The following is a 20,859-nucleotide window of genomic DNA, read 5'->3' on the forward strand; positions in this document are numbered from 1 at the left end:
GAATACCGCGGCGCGACCCCGTTCGGAGTTCCCCGTTCCCCGTTTCTCGGTCGGCCAGTCGCAAACGCGCGCGCATTCGTCAGGTGCGCGCGGATTCGTGACCCGTGCGGTGGCAATTCCGCGCGCGTATGGCAAATGCGCGCGCATTTGCGGGGGCGGGGGGTGGCAAGGGGTGAGCCAGCGACCCGACGCCCCCAAGACCTACATCGGGCTCAGTTGCAGGCACGCGTCCGCCGCCAGCCAGAACAGTTGCTCGCGTACTGTCGTCGCCTTGGTCCAGCCGCGGTGATCCCAGTCGGCGGCGAGGGAGTCACCCGCGTACAGCAGTTGCGCGAATCGCACTCCGCGGAATCGGGCAACGGCGCAGAAGGCAGACGCCTCCATGTCGACCGTTCGGCAGCCTTCCTCGACGCGGCGGGACACGCGGGCACGGGTCTCACGGTAGAGGGCATCGGTGGTCCAGGATCGGCCGGTGACGAAGTCGACTCCGGCGTCGGTGAGCACCGACTGCAGCACGGCCACGCCTTCCGGATCGGCGTCGACCACTCGCCCCGGCGGTAGGTAATGGAACGAGGTGCCCTCGTCACGGAGGGCGCTGTCCACCACCATCACATGTCCCATGCCCAGGTCGTCGGACAGTGCCCCCGCGCCGCCGACGGCCACGAACTGCGTGCATCCCATCGCGATGGCCTCTTCGAGGAACAGTGCGGCCAGCGGAGCGCCGACGCCGGGGTGGAAGACGGCAAGCTTCTCCCCGTTCCGTTCGATCTCGTAGACGGGGTGTTCGCCGTGCTCGGAGCGCATGACCGAGACGACTCGGGCGTCGCCTTTCGCGCAGATGCTCTCGATCACCTCGGAGAAGAAACAGACGACGGCTTTAGGCGGGACGTCGACTCCCTTGGCCACCATCGACGGGTCGATGACGCCCGTTTCGTCCAGATCGTCCTCGGTCAGCGCGATGTCCATCAGGTGATGTTCGCACGAGGCGAAGTGCAGCCCTGCACGACCGATGCCGTACATGTCTGCGGGTCCCGATAGACTCTCCCTGGCATTTCGCTCCATCGAAGGGACCTATTCCTCGTGTCCGCTAGCTCTGTACCCACAGACACCGTCTCCAACGCCGTCGCCACCCCCGACGTTGCGCAGCCGTACAAAGAACTCGGACTCAAGGACGACGAATACGTCCGCATCAAGGAAATCCTCGGCCGTCGGCCCACCGACGCCGAATTGGCGATGTACTCCGTCATGTGGAGCGAGCACTGCTCGTACAAGTCCTCGAAGGTGCACCTGAAGTACTTCGGCGAGACCACCACCGACGAGATGCGCAAGCCGATGCTCGCCGGAATCGGTGAGAACGCGGGCGTCGTCGACGTCGGCGACGGCTGGGCGGTCACGTTCAAGGTCGAGAGCCACAATCACCCGTCGTACGTCGAGCCCTACCAGGGTGCCGCCACCGGCGTCGGCGGAATCGTCCGCGACATCATGGCCATGGGCGCGCGCCCGATCGCCGTGATGGACCAGCTGCGATTCGGTGCTGCCGATGCACCCGATACGCGCCGTGTCCTGAGCGGCATCGTCGCAGGAGTCGGCGGCTACGGAAACTCCCTCGGGCTGCCGAACATCGGCGGCGAGACGGTGTTCGACGCCTCCTACGCCGGCAACCCCCTGCTCAACGCTCTGTGTGCCGGCGTCATGCGCGTCGAGGACATGCACCTGGCGTTCGCGTCGGGCCTGGGCAACAAGATCATTCTGTTCGGCGCACGAACCGGTCTCGACGGCATCGGCGGCGTGTCCGTTCTCGCGTCGGAGACCTTCGACGGTGACGAGACCGGCGGGGGCCGGAAGAAGCTTCCGGCCGTTCAGGTAGGCGATCCGTTCACCGAGAAGGTGCTCATCGAAGCGTGCCTCGAGCTGTACTCGAACAAGCTGGTCGTCGGCATCCAGGATCTAGGCGGTGCCGGATTGTCCTGCGCCACTTCGGAACTGGCCTCTGCGGGCAGTGGCGGCATGCACATCGAGCTGGAGAAGGTGCCGATGCGCGCCACCGGCATGACCCCCGCCGAGGTGCTCTCGAGCGAATCCCAGGAGCGCATGTGCGCGGTGGTGACGCCCGACAACGTCGACGCATTCATGGCCGTCTGCCGCAAGTGGGACGTCCTGGCCACCGTCATCGGTGAGGTCACCGACGGCGAACATCTGCAGATCACCTGGCACGGCGAGACCGTCGTCGACGTTCCGCCGAAGACCGTCGCGCACGAGGGTCCGGTGTACAACCGCCCGGTGCAGCGGCCGGCCGGCCAGGACGATCTGGTCGCGAACACCACGGCGTCGCTGAAGCGCCCGGAAACCGGGGACGAGCTGAAGGCGACGTTGCTGAAAATGATCGGCTCGCCGCAGCTGTGCAGCCGCCGCTTCATCACCGAGCAGTACGACCGCTACGTGCGCGGTAACACCGTCCTCGCCGAGAACGCCGACGCCGGCGTCATCCGCATCGACGAGAAGACCGGTCGCGGAATCGCTTTGGCCACCGACGCGTCGGGCCGCTACACCGCACTCGATCCCTACCAGGGCGCGCAGCTCGCACTGGCCGAAGCCTTCCGCAACGTCGCCGTCACCGGCTCGACGCCCAAGGCCGTCACCAACTGCCTGAACTTCGGCTCGCCCGAGGACCCGGGCGTCATGTGGCAGTTCCAGCAGGCCGTGCGAGGACTGGCGGACGGCTGCGTCACCCTCGGCATTCCGGTGACCGGCGGCAACGTGAGCTTCTACAACCAGACCGGTGCCGAGCCGATCCTGCCGACGCCCGTCGTCGGTGTTCTCGGCGTCATCGACGACGTGCATCGCCGCATTCCCACCGGCCTCGGACTCGAGCCCGGCGAGACGCTGATCCTCCTGGGCGAGACCCACGACGAGTTCGACGGGTCCATCTGGGCTCAGGTCGAGCACGATCACCTCGGCGGCGTGCCGCCCAAGGTCGACCTGGCCCGCGAGCAACTGCTCGCAGACATTCTGCTCTCGTCCTCGCGTGACGGACTGGTCTCGGCGGCACACGATCTGTCCGAGGGTGGCCTCGCTCAGGCCGTCGTCGAAGCAGCTCTGGCCGGTGAAACCGGTTGCCGCATCATCCTTCCCGAGGGTGCCGATCCGTTCGTGACGCTGTTCTCCGAGTCCTCGGGCCGCGTGCTGGTCGCCGTACCGCGCACGGAAGAAACTCGCTTCACCGGCATGTGCACCGCCCGTGGTCTGCCGTGGGCACGCATCGGCGTCGTCGACGAGGGCTCGGATTCGATCGAGGTGCAGGGGCAGTTCTCCGTCCCGATGACGGAGCTGCGCGAGACGTTCGAGAGCACTCTCCCCAGACTCTTCGGCTGACCGAGGTGGGGGGACGCACATCGGTCGGAGACAACACCGCGGAGCAGGGCCGGACGGAGCCCGACACGGCACTCGAGCAGGACCAGCATCACCGCTACCACCTGCCGACGGTCGAGTTCTCCGTCCCCTCACCGGACAAGCATCCTTTCGTCATGTGGGCCTGGGGCCTACTGCGGCTGGACTTCACCGGAATTGCATTCAGCGCGTTGTTCTTCTGCTGGTCGTTGACACCGTCTCTGCTCCCGCGTGGATGGTTGTTCCAGGGCATCATCGGCGGTATCAACGCGGCCATCGGCTACGCATTCGGCGTGGCGGTGGGATGGGCTGTCACCCGTTGGTGGCTCTCGTCCCGATCGTGGTGGCCGCTGCCGCGCACGGTGGAGCTGGCCGTCAAGGTCGCCGTACCCGTCCTCGCGATCGCAGCGTCGATGACCATGTTGGCGATCTCGGCGGAATGGCAGCGTGAGCTGGCCGCACTGATGGACGCCGAGGGCACCACCACCACCGGATACTTCCGTACCGGTGCGCTCAGTATCGCCATTGCAGCGCTGCTGATTTCGGTGTGGCGGGTGTTGCGTGACCTCGTTCGACTGCTCGCCCGACAGATCAACCGCGTCGTCAAGATGCCACGCGAAGTGGCCAATGCGCTCGGGGTCGTCGTCCTCGTCGTGCTGTCCGTCGCCCTGGTTCAGGGTGTCCTGCTGCGGGCGGTCTCCGAGGTCACCAACTCGGCCTTCAGCCTGCAGAACGACGAAACTCGGGACGGCGCAGACCAACCCGTCGCCGACGAACGATCCGGCAGCCCGAACTCGTTGGCGCCGTGGGACACTCTCGGATTCGAGGGCCGCAACTTCGTCTCCAGCGGGCTGCGCGCCGACGAGATGGAGCGGGCCACGGGTCGCCCCAGCCTCGAGCCGATCAGGGCATACGCCGGCCTGGAAACCGCTGAGACCCAGGACGAGCGACTGAACATCGTGGTCGCCGAACTCGAACGCACCGGGGCATTCCAGCGCGCGGCACTGGTCGTCGTTCCGACCACCGGAACCGGATGGGTCAATCCCACCGCCATCGAAGCCGAAGAACTCATGTTCGACGGCGATGTCGCCACCGTCGCATCCCAGTACTCCTACCTGCCGAGTTGGATTTCCTTCATCGCGGAGGGCGACAAGGCCGCGCAGGCGGGCAAAGCTCTGATCGACAAGGTGCACGATCGCTGGCTGCAGGAACCGGAGGCCACGCGCCCCAAGTTCTACGTCTACGGCGAGAGCCTCGGTACCCAGGCGGGAGAGGGCGCGTTCGACGGTTTGGCCGACATCCGGGCCACCACAGACGGGGTGCTGTGGGTTGGGCCGCCGAACAACAACCGCATCTGGAGTCAGTTCGTCAGCCGACGCGACCCGGGCAGCCCGGAGGTTCGGCCGGTCTACTCCGAGGGACTGACGGTTCGATTCGCCGACAACTCGTCGGGCATCCCGCCGGAGGATCAGCCCTGGTACGAGCCGCGAATCCTCTACGTGCAGCATGCGTCGGATCCGGTGGTCTGGTGGTCACCCGACCTGCTGTTCGAGCGTCCCGACTGGCTGTCCGAACCGCCGGGGCCGGACCGCTTGCCGAGCATGCGATGGTTCCCGGTCGTCACGTTCTGGCAGGTGGCCGCCGACCTGACCAACGCCGCGGGCGTTCCCGACGGTCACGGCCACAACTACGGAACCCTCGTGCTCGACGGCTGGGTTGCCGTCGCCGCGCCCGAGGGTTGGACCGACCGCGACACCGAACGAGTTCGCGGAGTCATGGAGCAATTCGCCGGCCGAGACGGTCCCGAGAAGTGAGCACCGAGGCGTTGGCGATCGGCTCCGCGACGACGGCGTGGAGTACCTACGTCCTTCCCGCACTCGGTCTCGATGCCGGTGCGCGGGCGGTGGCCAATGCCTCGTTCGCCGTGGCCGTTGCGGCGGTCTCGGGCCGTGGCGCCGCGCAACTGGGTGTGCGCAACACCGCTGCCGGACTGAGATGGGGCGCTGCGGCGTCGGCGATTCCGGTTCTCGGATCTGCCGTCGTCGCCGCGATTCCGGCGTTGCGACGCCGGGTCCGGCCATCCGAGGACGAGCTGGCCGAGTGGATACTGTTTCGGATTCCGGTGGGGACGGTCCTCACCGAGGAGTTGCTCTTTCGCGGTGCGCTCCACTCCGCGTCGCCTGCCCTGTCGCCGATCTTTTTCGGGCTCTGGCACATTCACCCCGCTCGCGCGGCCGGTGACACCGTGGTCGGGACGGTCGTGGCGACGGCCGCGGCCGGGGTGGTGTTCTCGTGGCTGCGAGCCCGCAGCGGCAGTGTGCTCGCGCCGGCCCTGCTGCACTACTTCCTCAACGCCAGCGGCGCCGTTCTGGCGCATCTCGCTGCGAACGACAGGAGTTAGACGCAGTGCCACCACACAAGGAAGTCGGCCCAGCCGAGGTTCGCGACGCCGTTCTGGCCGTCGAGGACTGGATCAAGGGCGAGGCGGACAAGCCTGCGCGGGCGCAGATCGCCGCCGCGGTGCGCACGACGGCCAGAACTCTCGGCCAGAACGCGCCGGGATCCTCGGTGGAGGTACGGGTGCCGCCGTTCGTCGCGGTGCAGTGCATCGTGGGGCCGCGACACACACGGGGGACCCCGCCGAACGTGGTCGAAACCGATGCGCTGACGTGGCTGCAGGTGGTCACCGGAATCCGGGATTTCGCCGACGCACTCGCCGACGGTTCGATCGATGCGTCGGGCAGTAGGGCGGCCGAGGTGGGTCGCTGGTTGCCGCTGTTGTCCATCAGGTGATTCGCTCCGAATCGGACATGCGTTCACCTGCTGGGAATCTCCCGTCCACACGATGCGTTGACTCAGGCCGTGTGCCCGTAGACTCGGGCATGGCCCCCCGCCCCGTACCCCCAAGGGAGCAATGCCCGTGACCAACGCCGATTTGTCGGTCGACAGTCCGAATCTTCTGGTAGGCAAACCGCTCGACGAACCGGAGAACGAGCCGCGCGAGGAGTGCGGAGTCTTCGGAGTATGGGCACCGGGCGAGGATGTGGCCAAGCTCTCGTATTACGGCCTCTATGCGCTGCAACACCGTGGTCAGGAGGCTGCCGGCATCGCCGTGTCCGACGGCTCGCAGGTGTTGGTGTTCAAGGATCTCGGTCTCGTGAGCCAGGTGTTCGACGAGCAGACACTCGGTGCCATGCCCGGGCACGTCGCCATCGGGCACTGCCGCTACTCCACCAGTGGGTCGGTCACCTGGGAGAACGCGCAGCCGATCTTCCGCACCACCACTGCCGGGACCGGGATTGCACTCGGACACAACGGAAATCTGGTGAACTTCGCCGAGCTCGCCACCAAGGCGCGTGACGCCGGGCTGATCAGTGATCGGCTGCAGGGCAACGGTACGTCGGATTCCGACGTGGTGACCGCGCTGCTGGCGCACAAGGCCGCCGACTGCACCATCGAGCAGGCGGCGATGGAACTGCTGCCACTGCTCAAGGGTGCCTTCTGTCTGACGTTCATGGACGAGCACACCCTCTACGCCGCACGCGACCCGCACGGCGTGCGCCCGCTGTGCCTCGGCCGCCTCGATCGCGGCTGGGTGGTGGCCAGTGAGACGGCGGCACTCGACATCGTCGGTGCCGCGTTCGTCCGCGACATCGAGCCCGGTGAACTGCTCGCGATCGATGCCGACGGTGTGCGGTCCTCGCGATTCGCGGCCCCCGAGCCCAAGGGTTGCGTGTTCGAGTACGTGTACCTCGCTCGACCCGACAGCGTCATCGGTGGTCGTTCGGTGCACTCGACGCGAGTCGAGATCGGACGACGCCTCGCGAAGGAGCATCCGGCCGAAGGCGACCTGGTGATTCCCGTGCCGGAGAGCGGAACTCCTGCTGCGGTCGGTTTCGCGCAGGGCTCCGGCATTCCCTACGGCCAGGGCTTGATGAAGAACGCCTACGTCGGCCGCACGTTCATCCAGCCGTCGCAGACCATTCGCCAGCTCGGCATCCGGCTCAAACTCAATCCTCTCAAAGAGGTCATACGGGGCAAAAGGCTGGTGGTGGTGGACGATTCGATCGTTCGCGGCAACACCCAGCGAGCCCTGATCAGGATGCTGCGCGAGGCCGGTGCGCTGGAGATCCACGTGCGTATCGCGTCGCCGCCGGTGCGCTGGCCCTGCTTCTACGGTATCGACTTCGCTTCTCCCGCAGAGCTGATCGCCAACGGTGTCGATTCCGAGGACGGGATTCTCGAGGGCGTTCGGCAGGCGATCGGTGCGGATTCGTTGGGGTACATCTCCATCGACGGCATGATCGCTGCCTCCGAGCAGCCCGAATCCCGCTTGTGTGCAGCATGTTTCACCGGCAAGTACCCGATCGATCTGCCTGCCGACAATGCGCTCGGCAAGCACGTTCTCGAAGGTCTGCTGGCCTCGGCCGCCGGGCAGCCGGTGGACAACGACGCGAATGTGAGTGCTCTGAGTCGTCCGTGAGCTGGGCGTTCCTGCGAGGGAACAGCAGGGTTTTCTCAATGCCACATATTGGAAACAGTCCGTCGGTACTGTCCCGAGTTACATAGGACACACCGATTTGGATAGAGGCATCAGATGACCCTGTCGCCCGACGACGGACGTATGCAGCGCTACAGCGCCGCATCCAGAACAGCAGTACGCAAGCACGGCAGGAAGACCGCCGCAATGGCAGCACTGTCGGTACTCGCATTGACGGCCGCAGCCTGCGGCTCGGGACGCACCGACGAAGCCGGTGGGTCCGGCGACGGCGGCGGCGAGACCATCACGGTCGGCACCACCGACCAGGTGACATCGCTCGACCCGGCCGGCTCGTACGACAACGGCTCGTTCATGGTGATGAATCAGACGTATCCCTTCCTGATGAACTTCGCGCCCGGTAGCTCCGAGCTCGAGCCCGACGCGGCCGAGAGCTGCGACTTCGCCGAGCCGACCGTCTACACGTGCACGCTCAAGGACGACCTGAAGTTCGCGAACGGCAACCCGCTGACGAGCGAGAGCGTCAAGTACTCCTTCGATCGAATCGTCGCGATCAACGATCCCAACGGGCCCGCGTCGTTGCTGACCAACCTCGACAGCATCGCCACGCCGGACGAGAAGACCGTCGAATTCACCCTGAAGGCCGCGAACGACCAGACCTTCCCGCAGATTCTGGCGACCCCGGCAGGACCGATCGTCGATCAGACCGTCTTCCCCGCCGACTCGATTCTCGACGACGACGCCATCGTGGCGGGTACGCCGTTCGCCGGACCGTACTCGATCGCGAGCTACGCCAAGAACTCCCTCGTCAGCTTCACCGCGAACGGTGACTACAACGGCATTCTCGGAACGCCGAAGACGTCGTCGATCAACGTCAAGTACTACACCAGCTCCGACAACCTCAAGCTCGACGTGCAGAACAAGGCCATCGACGTCGCGTGGCGCTCGCTGACCCCGACGGACGTCGAATCGCTCGGCAGCGTGGACGGTCTGACGGTGCACGAGGGACCCGGCGGCGAATCGCGCTACATGGTGTTCAACATGAACACGATGCCCGGCGACACCCCGGAGCAGAAGTTGGCCGTGCGCAAGGCAATTGCGTCCTCGGTCGATCGTCAGGCGCTGTCCGACGGCGTCTACAAGGGCACCTACACCCCGCTGTACTCCGTGGTTCCCACCGGCCTGGCCGGCGCGAACACCGCCTTCGGCGACGTCTACGGCACCACGCCCAACCGTGACGAGGCGGCCGGATTCCTCTCTGCCGCAGGCATTGCCACTCCCGTTCAGCTCAACCTGCAGTACAACCCGGATCACTACGGATCGAGCTCGAGCGAGGAATACGCCGCGATCAAGAGCCAGCTCGACGCGACGGGCCTGTTCAACGTGAACCTGCAGTCCACCGAGTGGAGCACCTACACCAAGGAACGCGTCGCCGACGCGTACCCGGTGTACCAGCTGGGCTGGTTCCCGGATTACCCGGATGCAGACAACTACCTGACGCCGTTCTTCGCGCCGGACAACTTCCTGCAGTCGCACTTCGAGAGCCCGGCCATCACCTCGCTGCTCGATCTCGAACGCACGACCGCCGACGAGAATGCCCGGATGCAGATCATCGGTCAGATTCAAACCGAGCTCGCGACGAACTACCTGCCGACGCTTCCGTTGTTGGAGGGCAAGCAGATCGCCGTCGCCACCGACGAGATCAGCGGTGTGGACGAGACTCTCGACGCCTCGTTCAAGTTCCGGTTCGTCACGCTCGCCAAGAGCTGACGGCGTGCCCACTACCGACAGCACGACGGTAGAGGGCGAGAAGCAAGCACAGCAGGCGAGCGCGCCGTCACGGTACGGCGCGCTCGCCCGTTATCTCGGGGTCAGATTTCTGCTGATCATTCCGACTGCCTGGATTCTCGTCACCGTCGTCTTCTTTCTCATGCGGGTGATCGGTGATCCGATCACCGCCGCCCTCGGCGGCCGCCTACCCGCCGAACAGATCGCCCAGCGCAAGGCCGAAGCCGGATACGACCGGCCCATCCTGACGCAGTACTGGGAGTACCTGACCGGATTGCTGCGCGGCGATTTCGGCCGCTCGGCGACCGACAATCGCGCGATCAGTGACGTTCTGCTCGTCAACGGCGCTGCCACACTGGAATTGGCGTTCTGGGCACTGCTGGTCGCCTTCGCGGTCGGCATCCCGCTCGGCTTCTTCGCCGCCACCCATCGAGACCGATTCGGCGACGCCTCGCTGCGGATCTTCGCGATCCTGGCGTACGCGGCTCCGGTGTTCTTCGTCGGCATGCTCCTCAAACTGCTGTTCGCCGTCAAGCTCGGCTGGCTGCCGGTGGCAGGACGAGCCAGCACCAATGTGGAACTGGCACTGCAGAACGTCTCGCCCAAGACCAACATTCTGATCGTCGATTCGTTCCTCTACGGAGAGACGAGCTATACCGTGGACGTCCTGGAACATGCGGTACTTCCCGCTCTGGCTCTGGGTCTGCTGACGGCCGGAGTGTTCCTGAGGCTGGTGCGAGTCAACCTGATTCAGACCCTGCAGGCACCGTTCGTCGACGCCGCACGCGCTCGCGGATTGAGCGAGGGCACGGTGACGCGACGGCATGCGTTCCGCAACGCCATGATTCCCATCGTCACCGTCATCGGCCTGCAGATCGCCGTACTGCTCGGCGGAGCGGTGCTGACCGAGACGACCTTCGAGTGGCAGGGCCTGGGCTACGAACTCGCCCGGTACCTGCAGGCCCGCGATTTCGTTGCGGTGCAGGGCATCGTGACGTTCCTGGCCGTGGTGGTGGCCGTCGTCAGCTTCGTCACCGACGCGATCGTCGCACTCATCGACCCGAGAGTGAGGTTCTGATGAGCACCGAAGTCGTGCTGTCCGACGTCCCTCCCACCCGTCCACACCGTCGAGGATTTCCCGGCGTCGCGTTCGTCAAGTCCACCTCGGGATTGCAACGCGTCACCCTGATCGTCGGCTTGGCCCTGATGGTGGGGTTCGTGATCGCCGCGGTCTTCGCGCCGCTCCTCGCTCCGTACGGGTTCTCGCAGACCAGCGACGCCGGGCAGGATTTCGCCCGCCAGGCAGCCCCGTCCGCGCAGCATTGGTTCGGCACGTCGGTCCGCGGTGAGGACGTGTTCTCCCGCGTGATCTACGGTGCGAGAACAGCATTGATGGTGATCGCGTCGTCGTTGGTGCTCTCGCTGATCATCGGTGTTCCGCTCGGCCTGGCCTCGGGTTACATCGGCCGTTGGTTCGACCGCGTGCTCGTGCTGTTCATGGACGCGATGTACGCGTTTCCATCGCTGCTCCTCGCGGTCGTCATCTCGATCGTCGTCGCAGGCGGACAATCGTCCAGCTTCGGCGGTATCGCGTCCGCAGCAATCGCCATCACGGCGATCTTCGTGCCGCAGTACTTCCGCGTGGTACGCAACGCCACGGTGGCGGTCAAGACCGAACCGTACGTCGACGCCGCCCGGGTCACCGGGGCCGGAACTCCGCGAATCCTGTTCCGCCACATCCTCGCCAACGTGGTGCAGACGCTGCCGGTCATCATCACCCTCAACGGTGCCGAGGCCATCCTGACCCTCGCCGGACTCGGCTTCCTCGGATTCGGCATCGAGCCCACCTCCGCCTCGGAGTGGGGCTACGACATCAACAAGGCGCTGCCCGACATCTCCAACGGCATCTGGTGGACGTCGGTGTTCCCGGGCCTCGGCATCGTGCTGGTGGTGCTCGGCCTGACCATGGTGGGCGAAAGTGCAAGCGAGACACTCAATCCGCTGCTTCGTACCCGCAAGAAGTTCAAGAAGGCGGTGAAGGTATGACCTCGAGTGTTGCAAATCCACGCGAGTCCGCACTGTCGGTGCAGTCGTTGTCCGTCACGTTCCTCACCGATGCCGGCGAGGTCGATGCCGTCACCGAGGTCTCGTTCGAGGTGTTCCCCGGTGAAGTCCTGGCCGTGGTGGGGGAGTCCGGATCGGGTAAGTCCGTGAGCGTCAGATCCGCCATCGGACTGCTACCCGACACCGCGCGCGTGGAGGGCCACGTGGTGCTCGGTGGCCAGGACGTGACGAGGCTGAGCAACAAGGCGTGGGCGCAGTTGCGCGGCAACAAGATCTCGATGGTGTTCCAGGAGCCGGGCAGCGCCCTCGATCCGCTGTTCACCATCGGGTATCAGATCGTCGAAGCGCTGCGGGCGCACTCGGGCAGTGACGGCAAGCGGATGTCGGCGAAGGACGCGAAGGTTCGGGCAGTCGAACTGTTGACGATGGTGGGTCTGCCCAGCCCCGAGCAGCGCTTCTCGTACTACCCACACGAGCTCTCGGGTGGGCAGAAGCAACGCGTCATGATCGCGATCGCCATCTCGTGCGAGGCGAAGGTCATCATCGCCGACGAGCCGACCACCGCCCTCGACGTCACGGTGCAGGCCGAAATCCTGGAGCTGCTCCGCGATCTCAAGGATCGGTTGGGCTGCGCCATCGTACTGATCACTCACAGCATGGGCGTCGTCTCGGATCTGGCGGACCGCGTCGTCGTGATGCAGAACGGTCGCGTCGTCGAGGAAGCTCCGGTCGCGCAGCTCTTCGACGCACCCGCGGACGACTACACCAAGAAGCTGTTGGCCGCGGTGCCCACCCTCGCCGCGGTGGAGTCCGACAAGACGGTCGACACCTCCGGTGAACCGGTACTCGACGTCTCGCGTCTAGTGGTGCAGTTCTCCGGCGGCGTCGGCTCACCCGCGTTCAGGGCGGTCGACGACGTCTCGCTCACCATCCGCCGCGGTGAAACCCTCGGCTTGGTGGGCGAATCCGGCTCGGGCAAGTCCACGATCGGCAGATGTGTTGCAGCACTGCAGAAGCCGACGAGTGGCAGCGTGACGGTGATGGGACAGAACATCGCAGGCGTGAGCGAACGCAAGCTCAAGCCGTTGCGCAAGCGATTCGGGTTCGTCTTCCAGGACCCGTCGGCATCGCTGAACCCCCGGCTGACCGTCGGGCAGTGCATTGCCGAGCCGATGATCGTGCACAAGTACGGCTCCAAGGATGCGATCGCCGCGAGGACGACCGAACTCCTCGACGCCGTACAACTGCCGTCGGGCACCGACAAGCGCTACCCACACGAGCTCTCCGGTGGGCAGCGGCAACGCGTCAGCCTGGCGCGGGCACTGGTGCTGGGACCGGATCTGGTGGTCGCGGACGAGCCGACCAGCGCACTGGACGTCTCGGTGCAGGCAGCCGTGCTGGACCTGTTCGAGGCACTGCAGCAGGAATTCGGCTTCGCGTGCCTGTTCATCAGTCACGACCTCGCAGTGGTCGACCGCGTTGCGCACCGCGTGGTGGTGCTGCGCAACGGGGCAATCGTGGAAGAGGGGACACCGTGGAAGATCCTGCGATCGCCGGAGGCGGACTACACCAAGAAGCTGTTGGCGGCGATCCCGGGCAAGCGCCTGCACACGTGAATTCTTCTCGCCACCGGGCACTCCGGTACCGTTGGGGCCGCGCCGCACCGGGCGCTGACATGATCGAGTACACAGGCTGGAGCCGAATGACCGAGGAATCCCAACCCACGAGCGCAACTCACTCGGGCGGTGCCTCCTACGCGGCGGCCGGGGTCGACATCGCCGCAGGAGATCGAGCAGTACAACTGTTCGCGCCGCTCGCCAAGAAGGCCAGCAGGCCCGAGGTCATGGGCGGTCTCGGTGGTTTCGCCGGTCTCTTCGCGCTCAAGGGCGACTACCGCGAGCCCGTCCTGGCCGCCTCGACCGACGGCGTCGGCACCAAGGTCGCCGTCGCGCAGGCCCTCGGCAAGCACGACACCCTCGGCCTCGACCTCGTGGCCATGGTCGTCGACGATCTCGTCGTCTGCGGGGCCGAGCCGTTGTTCCTGCAGGACTACATCGCCGTGGGCCGTGTGGTTCCCGAGCAGGTCGCCGAGCTGGTCAAGGGCATCGCAGAAGGCTGCATCATCGCCGGCTGCGCACTTCTCGGCGGCGAGACGGCCGAGCACCCGGGACTGATGGCCGACGGCGATTACGACCTCTCGGCCACCGGCATCGGCGTCGTCGAGGCAGATTCGATCCTCGGACCCGAGCGCGTGCGTCCCGGTGACGTCGTCATCGGCATGGGATCGTCGGGTCTGCACTCCAACGGCTACTCCCTCGCTCGCAAGGTGCTGCTCGAGATCAACCACATGGATCTCGGCGGACACGTCGAGGAGTTCGGCCGCACTCTCGGTGAGGAACTGCTCGAGCCCACCAAGATCTACGCCAAGGACTGCCTCGCGCTCGCTGCGGAAACCGACGTCCGCACGTTCTGCCACGTGACCGGCGGCGGATTGGCGAACAACCTCTCCCGGGTCATGCCCGAGGGTCTGGTCGCCGAACTCGACCGCACCACGTGGAGCCCGGCTCCGATCTTCTCGCTGATCGCTCAGCGGGGCCGCGTCGAGCGGGCGGAGATGGAGCAGACCTTTAACATGGGTGTCGGCATGGTGGCCATCGTGGCACCCGAGGACGTCGATCGAGCACTCGCGGTGCTGACCGCGCGCCACATCGACTGCTGGACGCTGGGCACGGTGAAGAAGGCGACCGGTAAGGACGTCGCCGACGAGCGTGCGCTGCTGCTGGGTAACCACCCGCGGTTCTGAACGGCACGGTTCTGATCGCCCGCACATCGGGCAAACAAGTGAGGGGGAGCCGCACCGCGGCTCCCCCTCAGTCGTTCAGTGCACAAAACTAGCGTCGCCAGTCCTCGTACTCGTCTTCCTCGACTCGGGAATGCACATCCGAGTCAGAGTGGATGCCACGATGGGAGTTGGACGAACCACCGGAGAGTTCTTTCTGCAGACTCTCCAAGTCCGTTGTCGGCGAGCTGTACTTGAGCTCACGAGCGACTTTTGTCTGCTTTGCCTTAGCCCTGCCTCGGCCCATGGCGGTGCCCCCTCGCGGACTTGCGGGGCGGCCTGGGGAAATTTGGCGGCCCCGTTAGAGTTGGTATTTCTTCCTGGCACACACTCTAGCGCGCGAATCGCCGCGATGCGCATACGGCACCACGTGTCGGTGGTCGGCGAACGAGCGCGACACGCCCGGGGTAGGGGTCGGCGCTGCCTGTACCTGCACATATCCGTGCACAGGCAAACTATCTTGGTTCTGCGACACGAGAACTACGTGCTGCGCGTCATGGGGAGCGGAGCCCGCAGGAGCGACCGGAGGGTCAGTTCCGCGTCGATTTCAGCGCAGCTGCCGCATCGCGGTACACCTTCGGTGCCAATCCCGGCGCGTCCAGCAGAGTCTGCATCGCAGCTGTATCCCTCCCCTCGAAGAGCATCCGCACCGTCACCCCGTGCTCGGGGACCGACGTCACAGTCACGGCGTCACCGCTACCGAAGACTCCGGGTTCGAGCACGCGGAGATACGCACCCACATCGCCGCGCGCGGTGAATCGACGGATCCAACCGGGCTCGGCCATCCACCGTGCGAACGTTCCACAGGGCTTGCGGGCGATGGTCACCTCCAACTCGACACTGCCCACTCGCCATCGCGAGCCGATCACCGCATCGGTGACCGGGACACCGGTCGTCCGTAGGTTCTCACCGAATCGTCCAGGAGGAACGGGCGTCCCCAGCTGGTCGGTCCAGTACCTCGCCTCGTCCTCGTCGTAGGCGTAGACGGCCTGATCGAGTCCGCCGTGGAACTTCGTGTCCCGGCAGTGATCGCCGCCGATACCGAGCTCGTGGACGTCCACCTGCCCGTCGACGGGCCGCTTGTCGATGCCACTGTCGACCACCGCGCGGCGTCCGAACGGAACATCGGCGTGCACGACGCAGACAGCGAGAACGGTCCCGATCACCGGCCGCGCAGGCGGTCCACCGCAGCGCGACCGGCCTGGACGTCGTCGTACGACGGGATCGAATCGGGATCGATCGACGCGGCACACGGTCCCGCCTCGAGGGCGGTATCCACCGGAATCGTTCTCTTGAGCAGAGCCAGAGCGATAGGGCCGAGCTCGAAGTGATCGATGACGGTGCCCAGACGCCCCACTGCCCGTCCACCCGCGGTGACCGGATCTCCCGTGCCGGGCCGACCGTCCGCGGAACCGTCGAGGTGCAGCAACACCAGATGCCGCGGCGGGCGACCGAGATTGTGGACGCGCGAGACCGTCTCCTGCCCGCGGTAGCAGCCCTTCTCCAGATGCACCGCGCCGAACTCCGCGGCGCTGCCGATCCAGCGCACCTCGTGCGGAATGGTCTTCTCGTCGGTGTCCACGCCCACGCGCGGACGCAGCGATTCCACCCGCAACGCGTCGAACGCCCAGGTTCCGGCCGGGGCGGCCCCGGCGTCGCGCAGTCGGAGGAACCAGTCGCTCGAGTTCGCTCGGGGGATCACCACGTCGTACGAATTCTTGCCCGGCCAGGGCATCCGTCGAACGAAACCGCCGCCGTCGACCGGCGAGGCACCGTAGATCTCGCTCGGAGCCGGCAGCCCGGCCTTCTCGAGCACCGACGCCGCGTCGGATCCGAGGACGGTGAGAACGGCGAGTTCGTCGGCCTGACGGGGTTCGGCCTTCGCCCAGAACACCATCTTCTTCAGGAACGAGAGCAGATCCGGGCCGGCTGCGCGCTCGGTGTCGATGTACGTGACACCGGCCAGGTCGGTCTGGACGAAGTGATGCTCGATGCGGCCGTTGACGTCCAGACTCAGGTTCTCGGCCGAGCTGCCGTCGGCCAGGTTCGTCACGAATTGGCTCGAGATGGTGTTCAACCAACTCAGGCGTTCGTCTCCGCTGATGGCGAGCACGAAACGGTGGGACCGATCGATGACGGCAGCGCTGCTGACCGCGTCTCGTTGTTCACCGAACGGATTGCCGTAGTGCCAGGCCACCCCGGCATCGACGCTGTCGTCGGGGGAGGGCACTGCGCCGGGAAGTGTCAGAAGTGGACTCGGGCTGATCGTGACTGTGTCGGACACATCTTCCATAGTAGGAGCCCGCCCGCGCAGCAACTCGGTGACCGGTCCCTTTACACCCTCGAAACGGCGACGACACGGCATCGCGACGACGCGGACCTAGCGTTTCGATCCATGAAGAAACTGGCGCATCCGGCCGCGCAGATCGGCCTCGCCGCGATCGGCGGCATCGTGTTCGGGTTGGTGGTCGGCGAGTGGGCCGCGAACCTGAAGTTCATCGGCGATCTGTTCATCCGACTGATCCAGATGTCGATCGTCCCGCTGGTGATGGCCTCGGTCATCGTCGCCACAGGATCGATGGCCGGCGCCGGAACCGGCAAGATCGCCTTCCGCACCTTCAAGTGGATGATCGGGTTCTCGGTGGTCGCGGCCGTGCTGGCCTGGGTCCTGAGCAGCATCATTCGCCCGGGCGCGGGCATGGTGTTCACCCAGCAGCTCGATCCGTCGCTCGAGGAATCGGCGAGCGAGGCGCTCGGCTGGCAGGACACGCTGCTCAACTTCGTCAGCACCAACGTGTTCGACGCCATGTCCACGGCGACGATGGTGCCGATCATCGTCTTCTCACTGCTCTTCGGTATCGCGCTGCGCAGTCACATCACCAAGACCGGCAACACTCAGGTGCTCTCGTTCATGGACCAGATTCAGCAGATCGTCCTGACGATGATCCGGCTCGTCATGGTCATCGCCCCGGTCGGTGTGTTCTGCCTGCTCGCCGCGCTCGCCGGCGACGTCGGGTTCTCCGTGGTGTCCACCGCACTGAGCTACCTCGGCACCACGCTGCTCGGGGTGCTGATTCTGTTCGCGCTCTTCGTCGTGGTCGTGACGATGCGAACCCGATTGAACCCGTGGAAGCTGCCCAGCAAGCTCACCGAACAGACGGCCGTCGCGGTGACGACCACGAGCTCGGCCGTCACGTTCCCGACGGTGCTGCGCAACACCGTCGAGAAGGTCGGCGTCAGCCAGAAGGTCGCCAACTTCACGCTGTCGATCGGGTTGACGATGGGCTCCTACGGTGCCGTTCTCAACTACATGATCGTGGTGATGTTCCTCGCGCAGGCAGGCAACATCGACCTGAGTCTCGGGCAGATCGTGCTCGGTATGGGCCTGGCGGTTCTGCTCAACATGGGCACCATCACCGTGCCCGGCGGATTCCCCGTCGTCGCGATGTTCCTTGCGACCTCGCTCGACCTCCCCTTCGAGGCCGTCGGCCTGCTGATCGCCGTGGACTGGTTCGCCGGGATATTCCGTACTTTCCTCAACGTGAACGGAGACACGTTCGTCGCGATGCTCGTCGCCAACGCCGACGACGAGATCGACCGCGAGGTCTACAACGGCACCAAGGTCGTCGTCGCCGAGGATCTCGACCTCGACGAGTACGCCGACGCGATGGCGACGGCCGACCGAGCGGATTGATCGACCGCGCCCGCTCCCCTCTAGGGTGACGGGCATGTCGGAGTCGGTAGTGGTGACGTTGGACGGCCGAGTGCACGACGCGAATCGGCCGTTGCTGTTCGCCGACGACCTGGCTGTGGTCCGCGGCGACGGGGTCTTCGAGACGCTGCTCGTGCGCGGCGGCGCGGCCTGTGCGGTCGAGTTGCATCTGGCCCGCCTGGTGGCGTCGGCGAAGGCACTGGACCTGCCCGTTCCCGATCTCGAACAGTGGCGCTCCGTCGTCGAACAGTCCGTCGGCCTGTGGGTGGGAGAGTCCGAGGACGAGGCGGTTCTTCGGCTGGTGCTCAGTCGCGGACGCGAAAGCGGTGGTGACCCCACCGCGTACGTCACGGTCGCACCGCTGCCCGAGCGAGTGCGAGCAGCGCGCACCGACGGGGTGTCGGTGATCACGCTCGATCGCGGCTACTCGGTGGACTTCTCGGCGGGAGCGCCGTGGCAGCTCGCGGGGGCCAAGACGTTGTCGTATGCGACCAACATGGCCGCGCTCCGGCATGCGGCCGCGCAGGGTGCCGACGATGTGATCTATCTCAGCAGTGAGGGTCGGGTGCTCGAAGGTCCGCGCTCGACGGTGGTGCTCGCACGCGGTAAGACTCTCGTCACACCGTCGGTCGAACAGGGCATCCTGGCCGGCACCACGGTCGCCGGGTTGTTCTCCGTGGCCGAGGCTGCCGGTTGGACGTGCGAACACGGACACCTGTATCCAGCGGATCTCATTGCAGCAGATGGCGTTTGGCTGGTCTCGAGCGTCACGCTCGCGGCCCGGGTCACGACGATGAACGGCGTTCCCCTCGGGACGCAGAGGCTCGCCGACGATGTTCGATCGATGGTCGATGCCGCCGTGGAGACGGTCGAAACTCCGTAGGAGTCCAACGACCCTGCCGAAAGACTCTTCCCTACTACTACTCGTAGTAGTACTGTCGATTTCGTCGCGGGCCAACGCCCTGACCTGCGGTGTTACCCGTCACAGTACGGGTGGAAGAGTTCGGAGCCTTGATGGACGCCTTGGATGTCTCACGATGGCAGTTCGGTATCACCACCGTCTACCACTTCATACTCGTTCCCCTCACGATCGGCCTCGCTCCGATGGTGGCTGCCATGCAGACCATGTGGGTGATCACCGGCAAGGACTCCTGGTACCGACTGACCAAGTTCTTCGGCAAACTGTTCCTCATCAACTTCGCCCTCGGCGTCGCCACCGGAATCGTCCAAGAGTTCCAGTTCGGCATGAACTGGAGCGAATACTCCCGCTTCGTCGGTGACGTGTTCGGCGCTCCACTCGCACTCGAAGGACTCGTCGCCTTCTTCCTCGAATCCACGTTCCTCGGACTGTGGATATTCGGATGGAGCAGACTCCCCAAACTCGTTCACCTGGCGACGATCTGGCTCGTCGCCATCGGAGTCAACGCCTCGGCGTACTTCATCATCGCGGCCAATTCCTGGATGCAGCATCCCGTCGGCGCGATCTACAACGAAGAGACCGGCCGCGCCGAACTGACCGACATCTGGGCACTGCTCACCAACAACACCGCCTTGGCAGCATTTCCACACGCCGTGGCCGGAGCCTTCCTCACCGCCGCCACCTTCGTCGCAGGCATCTCCGGCTGGTGGATGGTGCGCGAGGCCCGCAGGAAGAAGACCGAGAACGAGCTCGGCACCCTCCCGGCCACTGGGGTCGCTGCGCAGGCTCCGCTGTCCGAAAACGGGGTCGCTACGCAGGCTACGCTCCCGGCCACCGACTCGCGGTCGATGTTCAGGTCGGCAGCCCGCATGTCCTTCATCGTCATGATCGTCGCCGGTGGCGCGCTCGCCATCACCGGAGACATTCAGGGCAAGCTCATGTTCGAGCAACAACCGATGAAGATGGCATCCGCAGAATCGTTGTGCGACACCGAGACCGGAGCCAGCTTCTCGCTCCTGACCGTGGGCACCCACAACAACTGCGAGTCCGTGGTGCACCTCATCTCGATCCCCGGTCTCACCTCGTTCCTGGCGGAGAACGACTTCGGTGCCACTGTGCAGGGCGTCAACCAACTGCAGGAGCAGTACGAGCAGCAGTTCGGCCCTGGCAACTACAAGCCGAACCTGTTCGTCACCTACTGGGCATTCCGGATGATGATCGGACTGGCCGCAGGCTCGGCTCTGCTCGCGATCGCGGGTCTGTGGGTCACTCGGGGCGGCCGGATCCCCGACCAGAAGTGGTTCTCGTGGTTGTCGCTGCTCGCGATCCCGACGCCGTTCCTGGCCAACAGTGCCGGTTGGATCTTCACCGAAATGGGCCGTCAGCCATGGGTTGTGGCACCGAACCTCTCGGGAGTCGATCAGATCCGGCTCACCGTCGATCAGGGCGTTTCCGACCATCCCGTCGGCCTCGTCGTCGCATCGCTGGTGACGTTCACACTGCTCTACGCCGCGCTCGGTGGTGTGTGGTTCTACCTGCTTCGGCGTTACGTCGTCGAAGGACCTCTCGACCACGACGCGCATCCGCACGTCGACCTACCGGAATCGGAAGACGAAGAGCCCAAACAGCTCTCGTTCGCCTACTAGGGGATA

At 65.5% G+C, this 20,859-nt stretch carries 17 protein-coding genes; 13 read left to right on the forward strand and 4 right to left on the reverse strand.

Annotated features, from left to right (window positions below):
* Positions 1–201 precede the first annotated feature (201 nt).
* Complete coding sequence (locus CH251_RS24355; protein WP_256979287.1) at positions 202–1,020, reverse strand: nucleoside phosphorylase; 819 nt, start codon at positions 1,018–1,020, stop codon at positions 202–204.
* 60 nt (positions 1,021–1,080) lie between these two features.
* On the opposite strand from CH251_RS24355, the gene purL reads away from it, so the two are divergent.
* The 10 genes from purL to purM all read left to right on the forward strand — a co-directional run bounded on the left by purL (position 1,081) and on the right by purM (position 14,540).
* A complete protein-coding gene (purL, locus tag CH251_RS24360) occupies positions 1,081–3,372 on the forward strand; it encodes a phosphoribosylformylglycinamidine synthase subunit PurL (RefSeq protein WP_094615479.1) in 2,292 nt (763 codons plus the stop codon).
* A gap of 101 nt (positions 3,373–3,473) precedes the next feature.
* Positions 3,474–5,201 carry an alpha/beta hydrolase gene (locus CH251_RS24365; RefSeq protein WP_256979291.1) on the forward strand — a complete coding sequence of 576 codons (1,728 nt, stop codon included), beginning with the start codon at positions 3,474–3,476 and terminating at the stop codon, positions 5,199–5,201.
* Positions 5,198–5,788 carry a CPBP family intramembrane glutamic endopeptidase gene (locus tag CH251_RS24370; RefSeq protein WP_094615481.1) on the forward strand — a complete coding sequence of 197 codons (591 nt, stop codon included), beginning with the start codon at positions 5,198–5,200 and terminating at the stop codon, positions 5,786–5,788. Before CH251_RS24365 ends, CH251_RS24370 begins: the two co-directional genes overlap by 4 nt.
* A gap of 5 nt (positions 5,789–5,793) precedes the next feature.
* Positions 5,794–6,180 carry a sterol carrier family protein gene (locus tag CH251_RS24375; protein ID WP_094615482.1) on the forward strand — a complete coding sequence of 129 codons (387 nt, stop codon included), beginning with the start codon at positions 5,794–5,796 and terminating at the stop codon, positions 6,178–6,180.
* A 127-nt stretch (positions 6,181–6,307) separates the two neighbouring features.
* Positions 6,308–7,870 carry an amidophosphoribosyltransferase gene (gene purF, locus CH251_RS24380; protein ID WP_037194761.1) on the forward strand — a complete coding sequence of 521 codons (1,563 nt, stop codon included), beginning with the start codon at positions 6,308–6,310 and terminating at the stop codon, positions 7,868–7,870.
* Positions 7,871–8,011: 141 nt separating this feature from the next.
* Positions 8,012–9,655, forward strand: a complete 1,644-nt coding sequence (locus tag CH251_RS24385; RefSeq protein ID WP_373454991.1) for an ABC transporter substrate-binding protein — start codon at positions 8,012–8,014, stop codon at positions 9,653–9,655.
* A gap of 109 nt (positions 9,656–9,764) precedes the next feature.
* Positions 9,765–10,751 (forward strand): ABC transporter permease, encoded by a 987-nt coding sequence (locus CH251_RS24390; RefSeq protein WP_045200293.1) that lies wholly within the window; start codon positions 9,765–9,767, stop codon positions 10,749–10,751.
* Complete coding sequence (locus CH251_RS24395) at positions 10,751–11,719, forward strand: ABC transporter permease (protein ID WP_094615485.1); 969 nt, start codon at positions 10,751–10,753, stop codon at positions 11,717–11,719. The genes CH251_RS24390 and CH251_RS24395 overlap by 1 nt, the downstream gene beginning before the upstream one ends.
* Positions 11,716–13,353, forward strand: coding sequence for an ABC transporter ATP-binding protein (locus tag CH251_RS28170; protein ID WP_094615486.1), 1,638 nt, complete (start codon positions 11,716–11,718; stop codon positions 13,351–13,353). The genes CH251_RS24395 and CH251_RS28170 overlap by 4 nt, the downstream gene beginning before the upstream one ends.
* 86 nt (positions 13,354–13,439) lie before the next feature.
* Complete coding sequence (gene purM, locus CH251_RS24405) at positions 13,440–14,540, forward strand: phosphoribosylformylglycinamidine cyclo-ligase (protein ID WP_032376541.1); 1,101 nt, start codon at positions 13,440–13,442, stop codon at positions 14,538–14,540.
* 88 nt (positions 14,541–14,628) lie between these two features.
* Here purM and CH251_RS24410 read toward each other — a convergent pair whose 3' ends face one another.
* The 3 genes from CH251_RS24410 to CH251_RS24420 form a co-directional block, all read right to left on the reverse strand.
* A complete protein-coding gene (locus tag CH251_RS24410) occupies positions 14,629–14,823 on the reverse strand; it encodes a DUF3073 domain-containing protein (RefSeq protein ID WP_008719426.1) in 195 nt (64 codons plus the stop codon).
* 283 nt (positions 14,824–15,106) lie between these two features.
* Entirely contained in the window at positions 15,107–15,742 is a 636-nt protein-coding gene (locus CH251_RS24415) for an MOSC domain-containing protein (protein WP_094615487.1), read from the reverse strand.
* Positions 15,739–16,869, reverse strand: coding sequence for a folate-binding protein YgfZ (locus CH251_RS24420; RefSeq protein WP_094615488.1), 1,131 nt, complete (start codon positions 16,867–16,869; stop codon positions 15,739–15,741). The genes CH251_RS24415 and CH251_RS24420 overlap by 4 nt, the downstream gene beginning before the upstream one ends.
* A 102-nt stretch (positions 16,870–16,971) precedes the next feature.
* On the opposite strand from CH251_RS24420, the gene CH251_RS24425 reads away from it, so the two are divergent.
* From CH251_RS24425 to CH251_RS24435, 3 genes are all read left to right on the forward strand, one after another.
* Positions 16,972–18,270: a dicarboxylate/amino acid:cation symporter gene (locus CH251_RS24425; protein WP_094615489.1), complete on the forward strand. Its 1,299-nt coding sequence runs from the start codon at positions 16,972–16,974 to the stop codon at positions 18,268–18,270.
* Between the two features lie 34 nt (positions 18,271–18,304).
* Entirely contained in the window at positions 18,305–19,171 is an 867-nt protein-coding gene (locus CH251_RS24430; protein ID WP_094615490.1) for an aminodeoxychorismate lyase, read from the forward strand.
* Positions 19,172–19,302: 131 nt separating this feature from the next.
* Positions 19,303–20,853 carry a cytochrome ubiquinol oxidase subunit I gene (locus CH251_RS24435; RefSeq protein ID WP_094615516.1) on the forward strand — a complete coding sequence of 517 codons (1,551 nt, stop codon included), beginning with the start codon at positions 19,303–19,305 and terminating at the stop codon, positions 20,851–20,853.
* Positions 20,854–20,859 lie beyond the last annotated feature (6 nt).

The sequence above is a fragment of the Rhodococcus sp. 06-462-5 genome (genome assembly GCF_002258315.1).
Classification (GTDB): Bacteria; Actinomycetota; Actinomycetes; order Mycobacteriales; family Mycobacteriaceae; genus Rhodococcoides.

Bases quoted from the DNA above. Each gene is read 5' to 3' on its own strand.
- CH251_RS24425 (WP_094615489.1), top strand. From the start codon at position 16,972: ATGAAGAAACTGGCGCATCCGGCCGCGCAGATCGGCCTCGCCGCGATC.
- CH251_RS24420 (WP_094615488.1), bottom strand. From the start codon at position 16,869: ATGGAAGATGTGTCCGACACAGTCACGATCAGCCCGAGTCCACTTCTG.
- CH251_RS24435 (WP_094615516.1), top strand. From the start codon at position 19,303: ATGGACGCCTTGGATGTCTCACGATGGCAGTTCGGTATCACCACCGTC.
- CH251_RS24430 (WP_094615490.1), top strand. From the start codon at position 18,305: ATGTCGGAGTCGGTAGTGGTGACGTTGGACGGCCGAGTGCACGACGCG.
- CH251_RS24410 (WP_008719426.1), bottom strand. From the start codon at position 14,823: ATGGGCCGAGGCAGGGCTAAGGCAAAGCAGACAAAAGTCGCTCGTGAG.
- CH251_RS28170 (WP_094615486.1), top strand. From the start codon at position 11,716: ATGACCTCGAGTGTTGCAAATCCACGCGAGTCCGCACTGTCGGTGCAG.
- CH251_RS24385 (WP_373454991.1), top strand. From the start codon at position 8,012: ATGCAGCGCTACAGCGCCGCATCCAGAACAGCAGTACGCAAGCACGGC.
- CH251_RS24395 (WP_094615485.1), top strand. From the start codon at position 10,751: ATGAGCACCGAAGTCGTGCTGTCCGACGTCCCTCCCACCCGTCCACAC.
- purM (WP_032376541.1), top strand. From the start codon at position 13,440: ATGACCGAGGAATCCCAACCCACGAGCGCAACTCACTCGGGCGGTGCC.
- CH251_RS24355 (WP_256979287.1), bottom strand. From the start codon at position 1,020: ATGTACGGCATCGGTCGTGCAGGGCTGCACTTCGCCTCGTGCGAACAT.